The organism is Microbacterium sp. MPR-TSA4, assembly GCF_058792815.1.
Genome location: NZ_JBXAFF010000001.1, coordinates 79,587 through 96,051 on the forward strand (window position 1 = coordinate 79,587; position 16,465 = coordinate 96,051).

Genomic DNA, 16,465 nt, shown 5'->3' on the forward strand with positions numbered 1-16,465 from the left:
CCCCGTCTAGAGTTGCAGGGTGACGGACTCCGCAAAGCCTACCCTTCTCGTCGTGGACGGCCATTCGCTCGCCTACCGTGCGTTCTTCGCCCTCCCGGTCGACAACTTCACGACCCGTGACGGGCAGCACACGAACGGCATCTACGGCTTCCTGTCGATGTTCGTCAACCTCGTCAAGGCGGAGCAGCCCACCCACCTCGCGGTGGCCTTCGACACCTCGCGCCACTCGTTCCGCACCGACGTGTATCCGGAGTACAAGGCGAACCGGTCCGAGTCGCCGGCGGAGTTCAAGGGCCAGATCCCGCTGCTGCAGGACTGCCTCGCCGCGATGAACGTCCCGGTGCTCACCAAGGAGGGCGTCGAGGCCGACGACATCCTCGCGACGCTCGCGACACAGGGAGCCGCGGAGGGCTTCGACGTGCTCGTGTGCTCGGGCGACCGCGACACGATCCAGCTCGTCACCGACGACGTCACGCTGCTCTACCCGAGCGTGCAGGGTGTCTCGCAGCTCAAGCGCTACACGCCCGCCGCGGTCGTCGAGAAGTACGGCCTCCCGCCCGTCAACTACCCCGACATCGCCGCCCTCGTCGGCGAGACGAGCGACAACCTGCCCGGCGTGCCGAAGGTGGGGGAGAAGACCGCCGTGAAGTGGCTCACGCAGTGGGGCACGCTGGATGCGCTCATCGAGAACGCCGACAAGATCACCGGTGTCGTCGGAGGAAACCTCCGCGACCATCTCGACGACGTGCGCCGCAATCGGTCGCTCAACGCGCTCCTTCGCGACGTGGAGCTCGGCGTCGAGCCGTCCGACCTCGTGGTGCAGCCCATCGACGCGCAGGCCGTTCGCGACATCTTCGCGCGGCTCGAGTTCCGCACCCTCCTCCCGCGCGTGTTCGAGGCCGTCGGCGCCGACCCCGACGAGGGCGCGCACGACGCCGCGACCGCGGTCGCCGCCCCGAAGCCCGCAGAGGCGGATGCCGCCGCGCTGGCCGCCTGGATCGGCGCCCGCGATCTCACCCCGGATGCCGCCGACGTCGCCGTGACGGTGACGACCGACGCCGGCCTTCCCGCCCGCGTCGGACTCGCCCTGGCCGACAGCGCCGTCGAGACGACGTGGTCGCCCGACACGGCGGCCGTGCTCCGGCCGTGGCTGGAGAGCGCGGCGCCCAAGGTCATCGCCGACGCGAAGCCCCAGGTGAAGGCCCTGCGCCGCGCGGGCGTGCGCCTGCAGGGGCTCGTCTTCGACCCGATCCTCGCCGGCTGGCTGCTGCGTCCGAGCTTCCCCGACAAGGGGCTGTCCGACCTCGTCGACCGTTACCTCGACGAGAAGCTCCCCGAGGCGGATCCCACCCAGCTCGTGCCCGAGACCGAGGGCGCGACCCCGGGCCAGCTCTCGTGGTACGCGCTGCGGGTCGCCGACGAGATGCGTGCGCAGATCCCGGCATCCGTCGCCCGCGTCATGACCGAGATCGAGCTGCCCACCCTCGACACGCTCGCCGACATGGAGCTGGCCGGCGTCGCCGTCTCGCACGAGAAGCTCTCTGCGTTCTCCACGGAGCTCGGCGCGCGGGCCGACGCCGTGGCCCAGCTCGCCTACGCGCAGATCGGGCGGGAGGTCAACCTCGGCTCGCCCAAGCAGCTGCAAGACGTGCTGTTCGAGCAGCTCGAGCTGCCCAAGACGCGCAAGACGAAGACCGGGTACTCGACGGATGCCGCGGTGCTCGCCGACCTGCAGGAGTCGCACCCGCATCCGTTCCTCGATCTGCTCCTGCAGCACCGCGAAGCCACCAAGCTCCGGCAGATCATCGAGTCGCTCGACTCGTCGATCGGCAACGATCGCGCCGCGGGCTCCGACGGCCGCATCCACACGACGTACGTGCAGACGGGCAGCCAGACGGGGCGTCTGTCGAGCACCGACCCGAACCTGCAGAACATCCCCATCCGCACCGAGGAGTCTCGGCGCATCCGCGCCGCGTTCGAGGTCGGCGAGGGCTACGATACCCTGCTGACGGCGGACTACTCGCAGATTGAGATGCGCATCATGGCGCACCTCTCGGGCGACGCCGGTCTGATCGAGGCGTTCAACTCGGGCGAGGACCTGCACCGGTTCGTCGGGGCACGGGTGTTCGGCGTCGAGCCGGCCGACGTGACGTCCGCCATGCGCACCAAGGTCAAGGCGATGAGCTACGGCCTGGTGTACGGCCTGAGCGCGTTCGGCCTGTCGAAGCAGCTGCGCATCGAACAGTCCGAGGCGAAGCTGCTGATGACCGAGTACTTCGCCCGCTTCGGCGCGGTGCGCGACTACCTGCGCTCCTCCGTCGAGCAGGCGCGCATCGACGGCTACACGGAGACGATCTTCGGGCGCCGCCGCCCCTTCCCCGATCTCGCGAGCCCCAACCGCGTGCTGCGCGAGAACGCGGAGCGCGCCGCGTTGAACGCCCCGATCCAGGGCAGCGCCGCGGACATCATGAAGATCGCGCTGTTCCGCATCCACGACGAGTTCCGCGCGCAGGGCGTCGCATCGCGGGTCCTGCTCCAGATCCACGACGAGCTCGTGGTGGAGGTGGCACCGGGGGAGTGGGACACGGTCGAGAAGATCGTCCACGACCGCATGGGTGACGCCGCGGAGCTGTCGGTGCCGCTCGACGTCCAGATCGGCCGGGGCGAGAACTGGGACATCGCGGGGCACTGAGCGGGCGCGGCCGCGGTGGCATCCGGTTCCGCGGTCGTCGGCATCCCGCCCCACGTCGAGGCCGTGTCGGGATTAGGCTCGAAGAATGACTGATTCCCCCCGTACCCCCACGCCGATCGACGCGATCGCTGAGGCATGGGTCGACACCTGTGCCGAGCTTTCCCCGGGGTTGGCCACCTACATCGGACGCTTCGAGCACAACGGCCGACTCGACGACTACTCGCTCGCCGGCGCCGCCGCGCGCGTGGACGCCGCGCGCGCCGCCCTCGCCGCCCTGCAGGCCGCCGAGCCGGTCGACGACGTCGACGTCGTCACCAAGGCCGACCTGAGCGGAGACCTGGAGCTCTCGATCGCGCTGTACGAGGCGGGCGCCCACCTGCGCGACGTCAACGTCATCGCCTCGCCCGCGCAGGAGCTGCGCAGCGTCTTCGACCTCATGCCCACCGACACGATCGACGACTGGTCGGTCATCGCCACGCGGCTGTCCGCCATCCCCGAGGCGATCGGCGGCTACATCGAGACCCTCCGCGAAGGGATCGCGACCGGGGTCGTGCCGGCCCGCCGCCAGGTCACCGAGGTCATCGGTCAGATCGCGCGGTACACGTCCGACAACGGCTTCTTCGCGACCTTCGCCGCCGACGCCGCCCCCGCCGAGGGGCAGCTGCCCGCCTCGCTCGCCAAGACCCTGTCCGGTCATGCCGGTGCGGCGCGGGTCGCGTACGACGAGCTCGCGAACTTCCTGCGCACCGAGCTCGCTCCCGCGGCCTCCGAGGTGGACGGCGTCGGTCGTGAGCTGTACGCACTGCACTCCCGGAGCTTCCTCGGCGCGGTCATCGACCTGGATGAGACCTACGAGTGGGGTCTGGAAGAGCTCGCCCGCATGGTCGCCGAGCAGGAGGCCATCGCGAACGAGATCCTTCCGGGAGCCAGCGTCGAGGAGGCCGTCGCGTTCCTGGAGAACGACGAGGCCCGCAAGCTTCGCGGCACCGTCGCGCTGCAGGAGTGGATGCAGGCGACGAGCGACCGCGCGGTCGAGGAGCTCGGCAAGACCCACTTCGACATCCCGGAGCAGATCCGTCGCCTGGAGTGCATGATCGCGCCCACCAACGAGGGCGGCATCTACTACACGGGCCCCACGGACGACTTCTCCCGTCCCGGTCGCATGTGGTGGTCGGTGCCCGAGGGCGTCGACTCCTTCGACACCTGGCGCGAGCTGACGACGGTCTACCACGAGGGCGTTCCCGGTCATCACCTGCAGATCGCGCAGGCCGTCTACAACCGTGCCGAGCTCAACTCCTGGCGCCGCCTCCTCGCGGGCTCCAGCGGTCACGCGGAGGGCTGGGCCCTGTACGCGGAGCGCCTCATGGAGCAGCTGGGCTACCTCGACGACCCCGCCGACCGTCTCGGCATGCTCGACGGTCAGCGCATGCGCGCCGCCCGCGTCGTCCTCGACATCGGCGTGCACCTGGGCAAGCCGCGCCCCGACGGCGAGGGCATCTGGGATGCCGACTTCGCGCTCGAGTTCATGCGCCGCAACGTCAACATGTCGGACGAGTTCATCCAGTTCGAGGTGAACCGCTACCTCGGCTGGCCGGGTCAGGCGCCCTCCTACAAGGTCGGACAGCGTATCTGGGAGCAGATCCGCGACGAGACCGCCGAACGCGAGGGCGACGACTTCGACATCAAGCGCTTCCACATGCGGGCGCTGCGACTGGGCGGTGTCGGACTCGACACCCTGCGGATGGCCCTCGCGCAGGGCTGACCGGGAATGCGGCCGACGCGCGGAAGGTTCTCATTCACATGAATGCAGAGTTGGGACTGGACACCTTCGGCGACGTCACGGTCGGCGATGACGGCACGCGCTTGAGCGACGCGCAGACGATCCGCGACATCGTCGATCAGGCGGTGCTGGCCGATCAGGTCGGCCTGTCGTTCTTCGGCGTGGGGGAGCACCACCGGCACGAGTTCGCGGTGTCGAGCCCTGAACTCGTGCTCGCCGCGGCGGCGGCCCGTACCGAGAAGATCCATCTCGGTACGGCCGTCACCGTGCTCTCCAGCGACGATCCGGTGCGTGTCTACGAGCGCTTCGCGACCCTCGACGCGCTGTCGTCCGGTCGCGCCGAGGTGATCCTCGGACGGGGCTCGTTCATCGAGTCGTTCCCGCTGTTCGGCTACGACCTCAGCGACTACGAGGTGCTGTTCGAGGAGAAGCTCGACCTCTTCTCGCAGCTGCTGACCGAGAAGCCCGTGACGTGGCAGGGGACGACACGCGCGTCGCTCACCGCCGCGGACGTCTACCCGAAGACGGAGAACGGTCTCCGCGCCTGGGTCGGTGTCGGCGGCTCGCCGGAGTCGGTGGTGCGCACCGCGCGGTACGGGTACGGCCTCATGCTCGCGATCATCGGCGGGTCCGCGGACCGCTTCCGTCCCTACGTCGATCTCTACCACCGCTCGCTCGCCTCGTTCGGTCACACCGCCCCGATGCCGGTGGGCGTGCACTCTCCCGGCCACATCGCCGACACCGACGCCCAGGCCTGGGACGAGCTGTACCCGGCGATGGAGATCAACCGCAATGCGATCGGCGCCGAGCGCGGCTGGCCGCCGTACAGCCGGCTGCAGTTCCAGCACGACATCGGGCCCGAGGGCTCCGTCTACGCAGGCTCGCCCGAGACCGTGGCCCGCAAGATCGCGGCCACGATGAAGACCCTCGGCGCCACGCGTTTCGACCTGAAGTACGCGAACGGCACCCTGTCGCACGCGAAGCTGATGCACTCCATCGAGCTGTACGGCACCCGGGTCGCACCGCTCGTGAGCGAGATGCTCGCGGCATCCTGAGAAGGGTTCAGTCATGACGGATGCTGCGGCCGCCCCCCGCGTCTCGGCGCGCGCCGACGTGGGCGAGAGGCTGGACGCGCTGCCGTTCACCCGTCGGCACCTGAAGGTGCTCACCGGTTCCGGCCTCGGGTGGGCACTGGATGCGATGGATGTCGGCCTGGTCTCCTTCGTCTTGACGGCGCTCATCGCGCAATGGTCGCTGACGGGGGAGCAGGCGTCGTGGATCGCCTCGGCGGGCTTCGTCGGCATGGCGATCGGGGCGAGTCTCGGCGGCCTGCTCGCCGATCGGTTCGGCCGTCGGTCGGTGTTCGCGATCACACTGCTCGTCTACGGCGTCGCGACGGGCGCGAGCGCCCTCGCCGGCGGGCTGGCCGCCCTGATCGCCCTGCGGGTGCTGGTCGGCCTGGGACTCGGCGCGGAGCTCCCCGTGGCGAGCACCTACGTGAGCGAGATCGCCCCGGCGCGGATGCGCGGACGGCTCATCGTGATCCTCGAGGCGTTCTGGGCCGTCGGGTGGACGGCGGCGGCCCTCATCGGCTTCTTCGTGGTCCCGGCATCCGCCGACGGCTGGCGCTGGGCGTTCGCGCTGGGTGCGGTTCCGGCCGTGTACGCGCTCGTGGTGCGCTGGGGCCTGCCGGAGTCGCCGCGCTGGCTCGTGCGCCGCGGGCGCGTCGCGCAGGCGGAGGCGATCACGGCCGGCTTCGAGTCGTCGCCCGTGCTCGGCGGGGGGCACCGCCGCCACGCCCCGGCGGGGTCGGCGGACGGCCCCGCACTCGCGACGGGAGGCGTCCGCGCGCTCTGGTCGAGCGAGTTCCGCGTGCGGACCGCGGCGCTGTGGACCGTCTGGTTCTGCGTCAACTTCGCCTACTACGGCGCATTCATCTGGATGCCGACGATCCTCTTCGCGCAGGGCTATGGCCTCGTGAAGTCGTTCGGGTTCACGCTGATCATCACCCTCGCACAGCTGCCGGGCTACGCGGTGGCGGCCTGGTTGATCGAGGTCTGGGGTCGCCGCCTCACGCTCTCGATGTTCCTCGCCGGATCCGCCGCGGCCGCCGTCGTCTTCGGAACCGCATCGACCGAGGGCATGATCATCGGGGCGGGGATGGCCCTGTCGTTCTTCAACCTGGGCGCGTGGGGCGCGCTGTACGCGGTCACGCCCGAGAACTATCCGACGTCGCTGCGCGCGACCGGGGCCGGATGGGCGGCCGGCGTCGGACGCATCGCGTCGATCGTCGCACCGCTGAGCGTGTCGCCGCTGCTCGCGGGCGGCGGAGCCCCGCTGCTGTTCGTGGTGTTCGCCGCGTTCTTCGTCCTCGCCGCCGCTGCGGCATGGGGGTCGGCCGACCACCGCGGCGCCGCCCTCGACGACCGCTGACGCCCCGGCATCCGCTTCATCCGTCCCCTGTGGTCGCTCTGCGCACAGGGATGCGACCACAGGGGACGAATGAAGGAGACGTGTCGGGTGACGCGCGGCGTAGGCTGAGCGGGTGACAGACGTGCGTTTCGTGGCGATCGGGGACTCGTTCACGGAGGGTGTCGGCGACGAGCTTCCCGACGGCCGGGTCCGCGGCTGGGCGGATCTCGCGGCGCAGGGGTGGGCCGACTCGCGTGGGGAACCCCTTCAGTACGCGAACCTCGCGATCCGCGGGAAGCTGATCTGGCCGATCGTGCGTCAGCAGCTGGAGGCGGCACTGGCACTGAAGCCGACGCATCTGTCGTTCAACGGCGGCGGCAACGACATGCTGCGCCCGCGGACGTCCATCGCGCACATCGCCGACGCCTTCAGCCAGGTGCTGCGCCGCTGCGACGAGGAGGGCGTCACGCTCGTCCTCCTCTCGGGCGCGAACCCGTCGGCGCAACTGCCGATGGGCCGCCTGATCCAGCGGCGGGGCGATCTGATGTCGGATGCCGTCATCGACCGTGTCGGCGACCGTGATGACGTCGTCCGCGCCCTCAACTGGCCCGACGCCGAACTGTCCGACCCGTCCTACTGGTCCGAGGATCGCCTCCACATGAACAGCCGCGGCCACCATCGGGTCGCCGCCCGCGTGCTCGACGCCCTGGGGGAGGCCGTGCCCGACGGATGGTGGAGCATGCCGGCCATCCCCGATGCCGTGCGGCTCGCTCAGCGCGACTACGTCCGCGAGCACCTGGGCCCCTGGGTGCGCCGGCGGCTGACCGGAACGTCGTCGGGTGATGGACGCGAGCCGAAGTTCGGCGGCGGATGGGTGGAGATCGCCCCGCGCTAGCGTCGCGCGCCCGTGACTGTCAAGGGCATGGGCACGCGATCACGGGTCGGCCACGATGGGGACGTCTCATCCCGTCACCCGAACCCCACCCAAGGAGAACGCCATGAGCATCGGAGCCGGCATCGCGCTGTTCGTCATCGGAGCCATCCTGGTCTTCGCGGTGAACGTCGACGTCCCGTACGTGGACCTCGACATGATCGGCTACATCCTGATGGGCGCCGGTGTGCTCGTCTTCATCATCGGGCTCGTCCTCCTGCTTCGTCGTCGCTCGACGCAGCAGGTGACGCGCACCGTCGAGCCCGGGGTGGGGGAGCGGATCACCCAGACCGAGTCGCGCACCTCCGGCGACGGCACCGTCTGAGCGGGCTCACCCTCGCCCCGTTCAGCCCTTCGCGCGCGGGCGGCGCGGCGGGTCCATGCCCAGAAGAACCCGGGTCTTGCGCCGTTCGATGACGATGAAGGTCCATCCGAGCGCCCACAGCGGCACCTGAGCCAGGAAGGCGATGCGGAACGCGTCCAGCCGGTAGGTGTCGGGCGTGCCCGCACCCTGCAGGTCGAGGGCCAGACCGATCGCGAAGATCGCGATCAGCGCGGCGAGGAAGCCGCCGACGTTGGTGATACCCGTCGCCGTGCTCAACCGGTGCGCCGGGTTGTGCGTGCGCGCATGGTCGAACGCGATCATCGAGGCCGGACCGCCCATGGCGAGAGCGACCGCCAGCGCGTACAGCAGCCAGAGCGGCGCAGGTCCGGGCCAGGCGACGACCACCATCCACACGCTGAACTGGGTCGCCACCGCCGGCAGCACCAGGGCGCGCGAGCGCAGATGCGGGATGCGACGGGAGATGTCGCCCATGATCGGGCCGAGCGCCATGCCCACGACGACGTACGTGGACAGCACGCCCGCCGACTGGGCGGCGCTGAGCCCCTCACCGGCCGTCAGGAAGGGCGTTCCCCACAGCAGCACGAACGCCGTGCCGGCGAAGGGAGCCGTGAAGTGCGACCAGAACGCGAGGCGGGTGCCGGGGTGCGCCCAGGCGGCGCGGATGCCGACGCCGGTGTCCATGGACGAGCGCACCACCCTGATCGCCCCGGTGCTGGTGTCGACCGAGACATCGGCGCGCAGCGCGGGGGGATGATTGCGGATGACGGCCCACACCAGGATGCCGAACAGCACGCACAGCCCGGCGATGCCGCCGAACACGATCTCCCAGCTCGTGGCGTGGAGCATCACGGCGAGCGGCGCGAGGGCCAGGAGCTGTCCCGCTTGTCCGACGAGTCCGGTGAGCTGACCCATCAGCGGACCGCGCTGCGCCGGGAACCACACGGCGACGAGGCGCAGCACCCCCGGGAAGATCGCCGCATCGCCGGCGCCGAGCAGCATCCGGGCGAAGATCGCGACGCCGACGCTGGGGGAGAAGGCGAGAGTCAGCTGTCCCGCCGCCATGAGCAGCATCCCCGCCGTCATGATCGGGCGGGCGCCGTAACGGTCGAGCAGGAGGCCGATCGGAATCTGCATGCCGCCGTAGACGGCGAGCTGGACGACGGCGAACATCGAGAGCGTCGCGGCATCCGCCCCGAATCGCTGTGCGGTGTCGACGCCCACCGCCGACAGCGAGGAGCGGTTGATCACGGCGAGCATGTAGGCCGCGACGCCCACGCCCCAGATGAGCCAGGCTCTGGCATCCGGCCCGACGGACGCGGGGGAGAGGCGGGGCGAGCTCACCCCTCAACGCTACTCGCGTGCGAGCGTGTATTCGGACCCGGACGGCGTGCGGACGAGGAGTCCGTGATCGACCAGGTGACGTCGGAGCACGGCGACATCGCCGCTCGGCGCGTACGGCTCGAGCCGCTCGTTGACGTCGCGCTCGCTCATGAGGACGCCGGGGGAGAAGGCGCGCTCCGTGACGAGACGGAGCAGCGCGACACGCTCACCCTGCTGCGAGGGATACCGATCGATGCGACCGTCGTGGTCGAGGAAGCGCTCGGGCCCGCGCGGGCGAGGCGGCGCCACCAGAAGAGCCCGCAGCGGGGCATCGTCGAAGCGGATGCCGTCGCCGCCGCGCACCACCAGGCCGAGAGCCGTGAGGCGGTCGAGGGCTCGCTCGCGCGCTCGTGGCGTTCGCGGCGGGGACGCCGTCTCCGCGAGGACCGCACGGACGTCGTCGTCGCGCAACGCCGCGATGATCGCGCGCCACGTCTCGGGGGAGTCCGTCATCCGTTCAGGGTAGCGAGGCTGGGGTTTTACAGGGCTCCTCACATGGCTTCCTGCGGTGACCCCGTGAATCCACCGTCGACTGTCGTTCGCCACGTGACACGAAGGACGTCGATGACATCGTCGAGCTCGGCGCCGGCAGCGTCGGCTGCGGTCACCAGTTCGCGTATCCGCCGGGCGACCGAGAGAGGAAGGCGTGCGGCCGACTCGGCGACCCGCGTGCCGGCGGCGGTCCGGGTGACCACGAGTCCGTCCTGCTCGAGCATCTTGTACGCCTTCGCGGCGGTGCCGGCCGCAACGCCGAGGTCGCTGGCGGTCTGGCGCACGGTAGGCAGCCGCTCGTTGGCCCCCAGCTGGCCGGAGACGATGAGACCACGGAACTGCCGGTAGATGTCCATCGTGGGGCTGCCGTCGTCTGCCGGCGACAGCGCCCGGTGGGCGCTCACCGACCCGTCCCCGCCGCGTCGGCCAGCTCGTCGATGCGCGCGTCAGGGGAGGAGGGGCGCTTCTTCCCCATCTTGGCGGCGACGACGAAGAGGAGGCCGAACGCGATGAGCTCGAGAATGGGAGCCGCCCAACCGGCGACGGAAGCGAGTTCCGCGTACCGCCATGTCGCGTCGTACGGCTCGCCACCGTTCTGGCCGTCAATCCACAACTGCGCCGGTGAGCCCGCGCGGGCGATGAGCCGCCATGCCCCGCCCATCGCCAGCAGCATCCCGGCCGTCGACAGTGCGACGGCGCCGCTCGCGACATCCGCGCGAAGTCCGCGTTCCGCTGCGACCGTCTCCGGGCGGATGAAGGGCCGCGCGGCGTTGCGACGCAGTGCGATCACTGTCGTGACGAGCAGAGCCGCGACGGCGATCAGGACCGGCGCACCGAACGCCCATCCGTAGTACCCGAGCCGGATCGGATCGATCGCGGCTTCGTTCGGGATGGGAATCTCGAGCCAGATGTGCTGACCGCGGTCATCAGCAGACGACGTCAGCCCGGCGCCGATCGTCGTCGCGATGAGAAACACGGACACGACACCGCACAGGATGAGGCCCACGCGGGGACCGAAGGTCGTCCACGTTCGCCGCGCTCCTGTCATGACCGCAGCTTCGGCGGGCCCGGATCCTCGCCGCGTGATCACGGCAGCGAGAACACCGACGGCGAGAGCGCTGGATACGACGGGGGTGGCGAATCGCCACCATGACACCGCGCCGTCCGCATGGAGCGCAGAGCCGCGCACGATGTCCTCAGCCGCGAAAACAGCGACCACCGCGAGGGCAGAGATCGCCAGAGCGCGACGCTCATGTGCGTATCGCTTGTTCACCGACCGCTCGGCGGCCCCGTGCAACACCATGGGGGCGTGTCGGCCAGACCCCGTAAAAGCGACATACCCGCCGACGGCGATCATCGCCAGAACCAGAGACGTGAGGGGCGTCGAGAACGCCGCCGCCAACCAGTCGATCGGAGCGAAGCCCGCGATCCTCAATCCGTACATGGTCTCTCCCGCCACTCTTGTGTCATAGTTCTATCACAAGTTGTACCACGTTTGGGATACAAGCAGGGTTGCGGCTCGGCTTCGAACTCGCGCGATCGCGACAACGGCGTCAAGAGCAGGCGACAGGCCTCGCGTCCGTTGTCCGCGACGTAATGACTAGACCGGGCTCATGTCCGCCACCGGCAGCACGGCGCCGACGACGCACGGCCGGAGAGGGGAGCGACCGCTGCGCGAGAGACGCGACGACACTCTCTTCGAGTTGACATAATGTGCATTATCGGCGTTACAGGAGAAGGCCGAGAGGGAACGCGACAGGTGCCACCGAGCGCCCCATGCGCGCCCCCCGGGCGCGTCAGTACGACACGGCATCCCCGCCGACGGGTGCGGCATCCGCAGCTTCGTCGGCGAGCAATGCACGTGTCGACGAGACGCCGAGGCGGGAGGCTCCCGCGTTCACGAGCGCGATCGCCTGCGCCCGAGTGCGAATGCCGCCCGACGCCTTCACTCCGACGTGGGGCCCGACGATCCGTGCGATCAGGGCGACGTCGGATACCGAGGCCCCGCCAGCGGGATGATAGCCCGTCGACGTCTTGATGTAGTCGACACCCGCCTCGGCACCGATCTCGCTGCAGCGGATGATCTCGTCCTCCGAGAGCGCCGCGGACTCGATGATCACCTTCAGCGTCTTCTCGCTCGGCACGACCGCGCGGACGGCATCGATGTCACGACGAACGGCAGCCCAGTCGTGCGAAGCCACCGCGCCGAGGTCGACGACCATGTCGATGTCGTCCGCACCCCGCGCCAGCGCCAGCTCGGCCTCGAGCGCCTTCACCCGCGGATCGTGGGCACCCGACGGGAACCCGCACACCGTGACCACGCGGAGCCCGTACGCATCGGCGGGAATCAGCGTCGGACGGATGCACACCGCACCGACACCGAGGTCGAGCGCCTCGCGCAGATGCGCGTCGACCTGGGCGGCGGTGGCCTCCGGCGTCAACAGCGTGTGGTCGATCATCCCCCGCAGATCGGAGTCTGCGGAGGGGGGAAAGTCTGGTCGGTCATGCTCATCTCGGCTGGGGGTCGCCGGCGGGGTCGTGATGACACCGCGCAGATCATTAGTTAGTACACTAATAGTACGCACACGAATCACCTGCGTGTGATCGCTTCCCTCCGAAGGAGACTCCCCCGTGTTCGTCCTCTACCTCGTCCTGTTCCTCGGCGGCATGTACCTCATGGGGTTCGCTTTCAACGTCGCCGAGTACGAAGGGCTGGTCTTCATCGGAGGCCTCCTGCTGACCTCCCTCGCCGTCGGCCTTCCGTTCGCCCTCGGGGCGATCGAGCGCCGCGGCGAGCCAGAGGAGGATTCCGGCTCCGCGAGGCCCTGACCCCCTCTCCCCCGTCGGCGAAACCGTCGCGTACTCCGCGCGTCACTTTCCGCACCGTCCGCGCAACAGCGCTACCCTGAGAACATCTCCGCTCACAGGAGATTTTCAGAAAGGGCTTCGCCATGACTGCTGAACCGTCCCTCGAGAAGACGGCAACGAACGGCATCCGGACCGCACTGGGTCTGGGTGGTGTGTTGTCGGTCATCCTCGGCATCGTCATCCTCGTCTGGCCCGGCAAGACCGCGATGGTCGTCACCGCGCTCATCGCGGTCTACGCGATCATCGCCGGTCTCGTCTACGCGGGCCTGGGCATCTTCGCCGCCGGAAAGGGCGGCTGGTCGCGGATCGGACACGTGCTGCTCGGTGTCCTGTTCGTCGTCGCCGGCATCGTCGCGTTCACCAACCTCGGTGCGACCGCCGTCACCCTCGCCGCGTTCCTCGGCATCCTCGTCGGGATCATGTGGATCATCGAGGGCGTCGTCGCCTTGTCGACCCTCGACCTGGCCCCGTCGCGCGGCTGGACGATCTTCTACGCGATCATCTCGATCATCGCCGGCGTCACCCTGCTGTTCTCGCCGCTCTGGGGCGCCGTGGTGCTGTGGTGGCTGCTGGGCATCTCGGCCGTCGTGATGGGTGTCATCCAGATCGGACGTGCCTTCTCGTTCGGCAAGTGATCCGACGCAGAAGCGCCCCGCCGACCGAGAGGTCGCGGGGCGCTTCTGCGTCGCGGATGCCGTCGGTCAGCCGGCCGGCAGATGGCGCGCCCACCAGTCGAGCACCGCATCGAAGCGCTCGACGCGGTGTCGCGGTCGACCCGACCGGGTGAGCTCGTGGTTCTCGCCGGGGAAGATCAGCATCTCCGCCTCGGTGCCCTGCCGCTTCAGGGCGGTGTAGTAGCGCGTCGCCTGCTCCAGCGGGCACCGGAAGTCGAGCTCCGAGTGCATCACCAGCGTGGGCGTGCGCACCGCACCGACGACGGCCATCGGACTCTGCCGCGCCATGTCCTCCGGGTCGGTGCCGACGTACTCGTCGCCGAAGAACGAGCCGATGTCGCTCGTTCCCTGGAAGCTGACCGGATCGAGGAACCCGCGCTCGACGATCGCCGCCGCGAACCGATGATCGTGAGCGATCGTCCACGCGGTCAGATAGCCGCCGTACGAGCCGCCCTGGATACCGACACGGGCACCGTCCAGACGGTCGTCGCCGTCGACCACGCCGTCGAGGAAGTCGAGGACATCGGCCAGGTCGAGCGTGCCCATCGCGCCACGGATGCTTCGTCCGTGCGCGCGGCCGTAGCCCGCACTCCCCCGCGGATTGCAGTACACGACCGCGTAGCCGGCATCGACGAGCACCTGGGTCTCATCGAAGACGTGTATGCCGTAGGACGCATACGGTCCTCCGTGGATCTGCAGGATGACGGGGAAAGGCCCCTCACCCGCCGGGACGGCGACCCAGCCGTGCACGGGATAGCCGTCGCGACCGACGATCTCCCGCTCCTCCGGACGCACCACGATGGAGCGCTCCGTCGCGTCTCCGAACGCCGTGAGGGCACCCTCGCCGACGAGCGAAAGCTCGCCGAGGCTTCGCGGCGTCGCGTGGGCGTAGACGATCCGCTCCCCCGCCGCCGCGTGTCCACCGACCTCGACGTCGCCGTCGACGAGCACCGAGACGTCGCCGTCACGGGTGACACGAAGCAACTCGACACGGCCACGCGTGCGGTTCTGCACGAGGAAATCGGCACCGATGGGCGTGATGTGCGAACCGACCTCGCCGAGGTCGGTCGCCTCGGGATCGGTGAGTCGACGCGGGACGACCGCCGACACCGGACCGTCGAGGACGTACAGCGCGACGTCGGGGGCGATGAAGTCGATGCCCGACGCACCCGGCCGCGATGCCAGCATCGCGATCGTGCCGTCCGCCGCGACGGCGACCTCGTCGACGGAATAGCCGGCCTCGCGCGCGATCACCTCGACGCTGCCCGAGCCGTCGACGGCGACCGCGATGAGGGGGGTGCGCAGGTCGCGGCGGTCGTGCTCGATCTCGTCGACCACCGTGAGCACGTGGGAACCGTCGGCGGTGAAGACGACGCCATGGTGCGATGCCGCCCCCGAGGTCAGGGCGACGGCATCCGCTGCGACCCGCTTCGCCTTGGCGCCCGCGTTCGCGCCGTCCGCGGTCGGCGCGGGCGTGTAGAACGGCTCCGCACCCGCATCCGGCGCATCGACGACGAAGACGTGCGACGGACGGTCGCCGATGTAGCCGAGACCGTTCGCGTGCCAGCGCACCCCGGTGATGCGCCGCGGCGACTCCGCGTCGGCGGAGCGGCCCTCGACGGTGCCGTAGCGGCCCTGCTCGGGTACGCGGGCGGTGAAGGCGATGCGCGTGCCGTCGGGAGACCAGGCGTACGAGCCGACGCCGCCGCGGGCGTCGGTCGCCTGCACCGGCTCGCCGCCCGTCGCGGGGAGGACGAACACCTGCGGGGTACCGTCGGCGTCGCCGCGGACGAAGGCGATGCGTCCGCCGTCCGGTGACACCTGCGGCTCGGCGTCGGCCGTGCCGCGCGTCAGTCGACGCGGCTCGCCGTCGGGCAGGTCGATCCGCCAGATCTGGCCGACGTTGCGGTCGGCGTCGAGGTCGGGGCGCGAGGTCGCGAAGACCGAGAACGCGCCGTCGGGGGCGATGCTCGGGCGACCGACCGTGGTCAGGGAGGTGATGTCGACGGCGCGCATGCTCACTCCCCGCCGAACGAGCTCACGTCTCCGACGAGCCTCGTGTTGTCGGCGGGAACGGGTTCGACGGCGGCCAGAGCGACCTCCGCGGCGAACTCGGACACGTTGTAGAGCTTGCCCGCCGACTCGCGACGGTCGGCGATGGCCCCCGGGTTGGCGCGCTCGAGCAGCGTCGCGGTGATCGTGCCCTCGATCATGTCGCCGGAGACGACCACGAAGTCGATGCCGCGCTCGGCGAGAGCCGGAATCCGCTCACGCAGCGCATCCTCGCCGGCGCGCTTGGACAGGGCGACCGGCTCGTACTCGGGCATGGTCGGCGTCGTGCGGATGAAGTGGGCCTGGTGGCTGGTCACGAAGACGACGCGGGAACCGTCGTGCAGCAGCGGCAGGGCCGCATCGAGCACGTTCAGCTGCGCATCGCGGTTGAGCACGAGCGCGTAGTCCTCGCCCATGCCGCTCTCCATCCCGCCGGAGGCGTTGAGGACGAGCAGATCGAGCTGCCCGAAGGTCTCCTGCACGGCGGTCATCATCGCCTCGACGGAACCCGGGTCGGTGAGGTCGGCCCCCACGACGAGCACCTCGACGCCCAGTTCGCGCAGCTGCGCGGCGAGCTTCTCCGCGCGCGGCGCCTTGTTGCGGAAGTTGATGACGACGTTCGCGCCGCCTTCGGCGAGGTAACGGACCGTGTCGGCGCCGATGCCGCGCGAGGACCCGGTGACGAGCGCCGTCCTTCCGGCGAGCGAACCGGCGGGAATGGGCTGGGACATGATTGCTCCTGCGAAATGACGGATGCCGGGCGGAGTTCGCCGTGGCCCTCTCGACACTATCAACCGGGGCCTCGCGCCGACCGGCGAGCGGCCACCGCAACGGAGAG

Annotated in this window: 15 protein-coding genes; 8 read left to right on the plus strand and 7 right to left on the minus strand. The window is 70.0% G+C overall.

Going from position 1 to position 16,465, the window contains the following annotated elements; translation table 11 throughout:
* The first annotated feature begins 19 nt into the window (after positions 1–19).
* The 6 genes from polA to AC1Q49_RS00410 all read left to right on the plus strand — a co-directional run bounded on the left by polA (position 20) and on the right by AC1Q49_RS00410 (position 8,140).
* A complete protein-coding gene (gene polA, locus AC1Q49_RS00385) occupies positions 20–2,692 on the plus strand; it encodes a DNA polymerase I (RefSeq protein ID WP_492490636.1) in 2,673 nt (890 codons plus the stop codon).
* 85 nt (positions 2,693–2,777) lie between these two features.
* On the plus strand, positions 2,778–4,454 hold the full coding sequence (locus tag AC1Q49_RS00390; RefSeq protein ID WP_101306414.1) for a DUF885 domain-containing protein: 1,677 nt from the start codon (positions 2,778–2,780) through the stop codon (positions 4,452–4,454).
* A gap of 38 nt (positions 4,455–4,492) precedes the next feature.
* The gene (locus tag AC1Q49_RS00395) at positions 4,493–5,527 is read left to right on the plus strand and encodes an LLM class flavin-dependent oxidoreductase (RefSeq protein ID WP_101306415.1); all 1,035 of its coding nucleotides are present in this window, start codon (positions 4,493–4,495) and stop codon (positions 5,525–5,527) included.
* Positions 5,528–5,540: 13 nt separating this feature from the next.
* Positions 5,541–6,905: an MFS transporter gene (locus AC1Q49_RS00400; RefSeq protein WP_492490637.1), complete on the plus strand. Its 1,365-nt coding sequence runs from the start codon at positions 5,541–5,543 to the stop codon at positions 6,903–6,905.
* Between the two features lie 112 nt (positions 6,906–7,017).
* Positions 7,018–7,779 (plus strand): SGNH/GDSL hydrolase family protein, encoded by a 762-nt coding sequence (locus tag AC1Q49_RS00405; protein ID WP_174524648.1) that lies wholly within the window; start codon positions 7,018–7,020, stop codon positions 7,777–7,779.
* A 103-nt stretch (positions 7,780–7,882) separates the two neighbouring features.
* Entirely contained in the window at positions 7,883–8,140 is a 258-nt protein-coding gene (locus AC1Q49_RS00410; protein ID WP_060958637.1) for a DUF6458 family protein, read from the plus strand.
* A 21-nt stretch (positions 8,141–8,161) separates the two neighbouring features.
* Here the strand turns inward: AC1Q49_RS00410 and AC1Q49_RS00415 are convergent, their stop codons facing one another.
* The 5 genes from AC1Q49_RS00415 to deoC all read right to left on the minus strand — a co-directional run bounded on the left by AC1Q49_RS00415 (position 8,162) and on the right by deoC (position 12,492).
* Positions 8,162–9,502, minus strand: a complete 1,341-nt coding sequence (locus AC1Q49_RS00415; protein WP_101306417.1) for an MFS transporter — start codon at positions 9,500–9,502, stop codon at positions 8,162–8,164.
* 9 nt (positions 9,503–9,511) lie between these two features.
* A complete protein-coding gene (locus AC1Q49_RS00420; RefSeq protein ID WP_492490638.1) occupies positions 9,512–9,994 on the minus strand; it encodes a DUF2087 domain-containing protein in 483 nt (160 codons plus the stop codon).
* Positions 9,995–10,032: 38 nt separating this feature from the next.
* Entirely contained in the window at positions 10,033–10,437 is a 405-nt protein-coding gene (locus tag AC1Q49_RS00425; protein ID WP_492490639.1) for a GntR family transcriptional regulator, read from the minus strand.
* On the minus strand, positions 10,434–11,390 hold the full coding sequence (locus AC1Q49_RS00430; RefSeq protein WP_492490640.1) for a hypothetical protein: 957 nt from the start codon (positions 11,388–11,390) through the stop codon (positions 10,434–10,436). Before AC1Q49_RS00430 ends, AC1Q49_RS00425 begins: the two co-directional genes overlap by 4 nt.
* A gap of 439 nt (positions 11,391–11,829) precedes the next feature.
* The gene (gene deoC, locus AC1Q49_RS00435; RefSeq protein WP_492490641.1) at positions 11,830–12,492 is read right to left on the minus strand and encodes a deoxyribose-phosphate aldolase; all 663 of its coding nucleotides are present in this window, start codon (positions 12,490–12,492) and stop codon (positions 11,830–11,832) included.
* A 172-nt stretch (positions 12,493–12,664) separates the two neighbouring features.
* On the opposite strand from deoC, the gene AC1Q49_RS00440 reads away from it, so the two are divergent.
* Both AC1Q49_RS00440 and AC1Q49_RS00445 read left to right on the plus strand, forming a co-directional pair.
* Positions 12,665–12,862 (plus strand): hypothetical protein, encoded by a 198-nt coding sequence (locus AC1Q49_RS00440; protein ID WP_492490642.1) that lies wholly within the window; start codon positions 12,665–12,667, stop codon positions 12,860–12,862.
* Between the two features lie 122 nt (positions 12,863–12,984).
* Positions 12,985–13,536 carry an HdeD family acid-resistance protein gene (locus AC1Q49_RS00445; RefSeq protein WP_060958641.1) on the plus strand — a complete coding sequence of 184 codons (552 nt, stop codon included), beginning with the start codon at positions 12,985–12,987 and terminating at the stop codon, positions 13,534–13,536.
* A gap of 66 nt (positions 13,537–13,602) precedes the next feature.
* On the opposite strand, the gene AC1Q49_RS00450 is transcribed toward AC1Q49_RS00445, so the two are convergent.
* Together AC1Q49_RS00450 and AC1Q49_RS00455 are read right to left on the minus strand one after the other, a co-directional pair.
* Positions 13,603–15,591 carry a S9 family peptidase gene (locus tag AC1Q49_RS00450; RefSeq protein ID WP_492490643.1) on the minus strand — a complete coding sequence of 663 codons (1,989 nt, stop codon included), beginning with the start codon at positions 15,589–15,591 and terminating at the stop codon, positions 13,603–13,605.
* 2 nt (positions 15,592–15,593) lie between these two features.
* On the minus strand, positions 15,594–16,358 hold the full coding sequence (locus AC1Q49_RS00455; RefSeq protein WP_060958643.1) for an SDR family oxidoreductase: 765 nt from the start codon (positions 16,356–16,358) through the stop codon (positions 15,594–15,596).
* Positions 16,359–16,465: the final 107 nt, after the last annotated feature.

What these genes read in the sequence shown, in the direction of transcription:
- AC1Q49_RS00390 (WP_101306414.1), top strand. Translation starts at nt 2,778, where the DNA reads ATGACTGATTCCCCCCGTACCCCCACGCCGATCGACGCGATCGCTGAG.
- AC1Q49_RS00395 (WP_101306415.1), top strand. Translation starts at nt 4,493, where the DNA reads ATGAATGCAGAGTTGGGACTGGACACCTTCGGCGACGTCACGGTCGGC.
- AC1Q49_RS00400 (WP_492490637.1), top strand. Translation starts at nt 5,541, where the DNA reads ATGACGGATGCTGCGGCCGCCCCCCGCGTCTCGGCGCGCGCCGACGTG.
- AC1Q49_RS00410 (WP_060958637.1), top strand. Translation starts at nt 7,883, where the DNA reads ATGAGCATCGGAGCCGGCATCGCGCTGTTCGTCATCGGAGCCATCCTG.
- AC1Q49_RS00420 (WP_492490638.1), bottom strand. Translation starts at nt 9,994, where the DNA reads ATGACGGACTCCCCCGAGACGTGGCGCGCGATCATCGCGGCGTTGCGC.
- AC1Q49_RS00430 (WP_492490640.1), bottom strand. Translation starts at nt 11,390, where the DNA reads ATGATCGCCGTCGGCGGGTATGTCGCTTTTACGGGGTCTGGCCGACAC.
- deoC (WP_492490641.1), bottom strand. Translation starts at nt 12,492, where the DNA reads ATGATCGACCACACGCTGTTGACGCCGGAGGCCACCGCCGCCCAGGTC.
- AC1Q49_RS00445 (WP_060958641.1), top strand. Translation starts at nt 12,985, where the DNA reads ATGACTGCTGAACCGTCCCTCGAGAAGACGGCAACGAACGGCATCCGG.
- AC1Q49_RS00450 (WP_492490643.1), bottom strand. Translation starts at nt 15,591, where the DNA reads ATGCGCGCCGTCGACATCACCTCCCTGACCACGGTCGGTCGCCCGAGC.
- AC1Q49_RS00455 (WP_060958643.1), bottom strand. Translation starts at nt 16,358, where the DNA reads ATGTCCCAGCCCATTCCCGCCGGTTCGCTCGCCGGAAGGACGGCGCTC.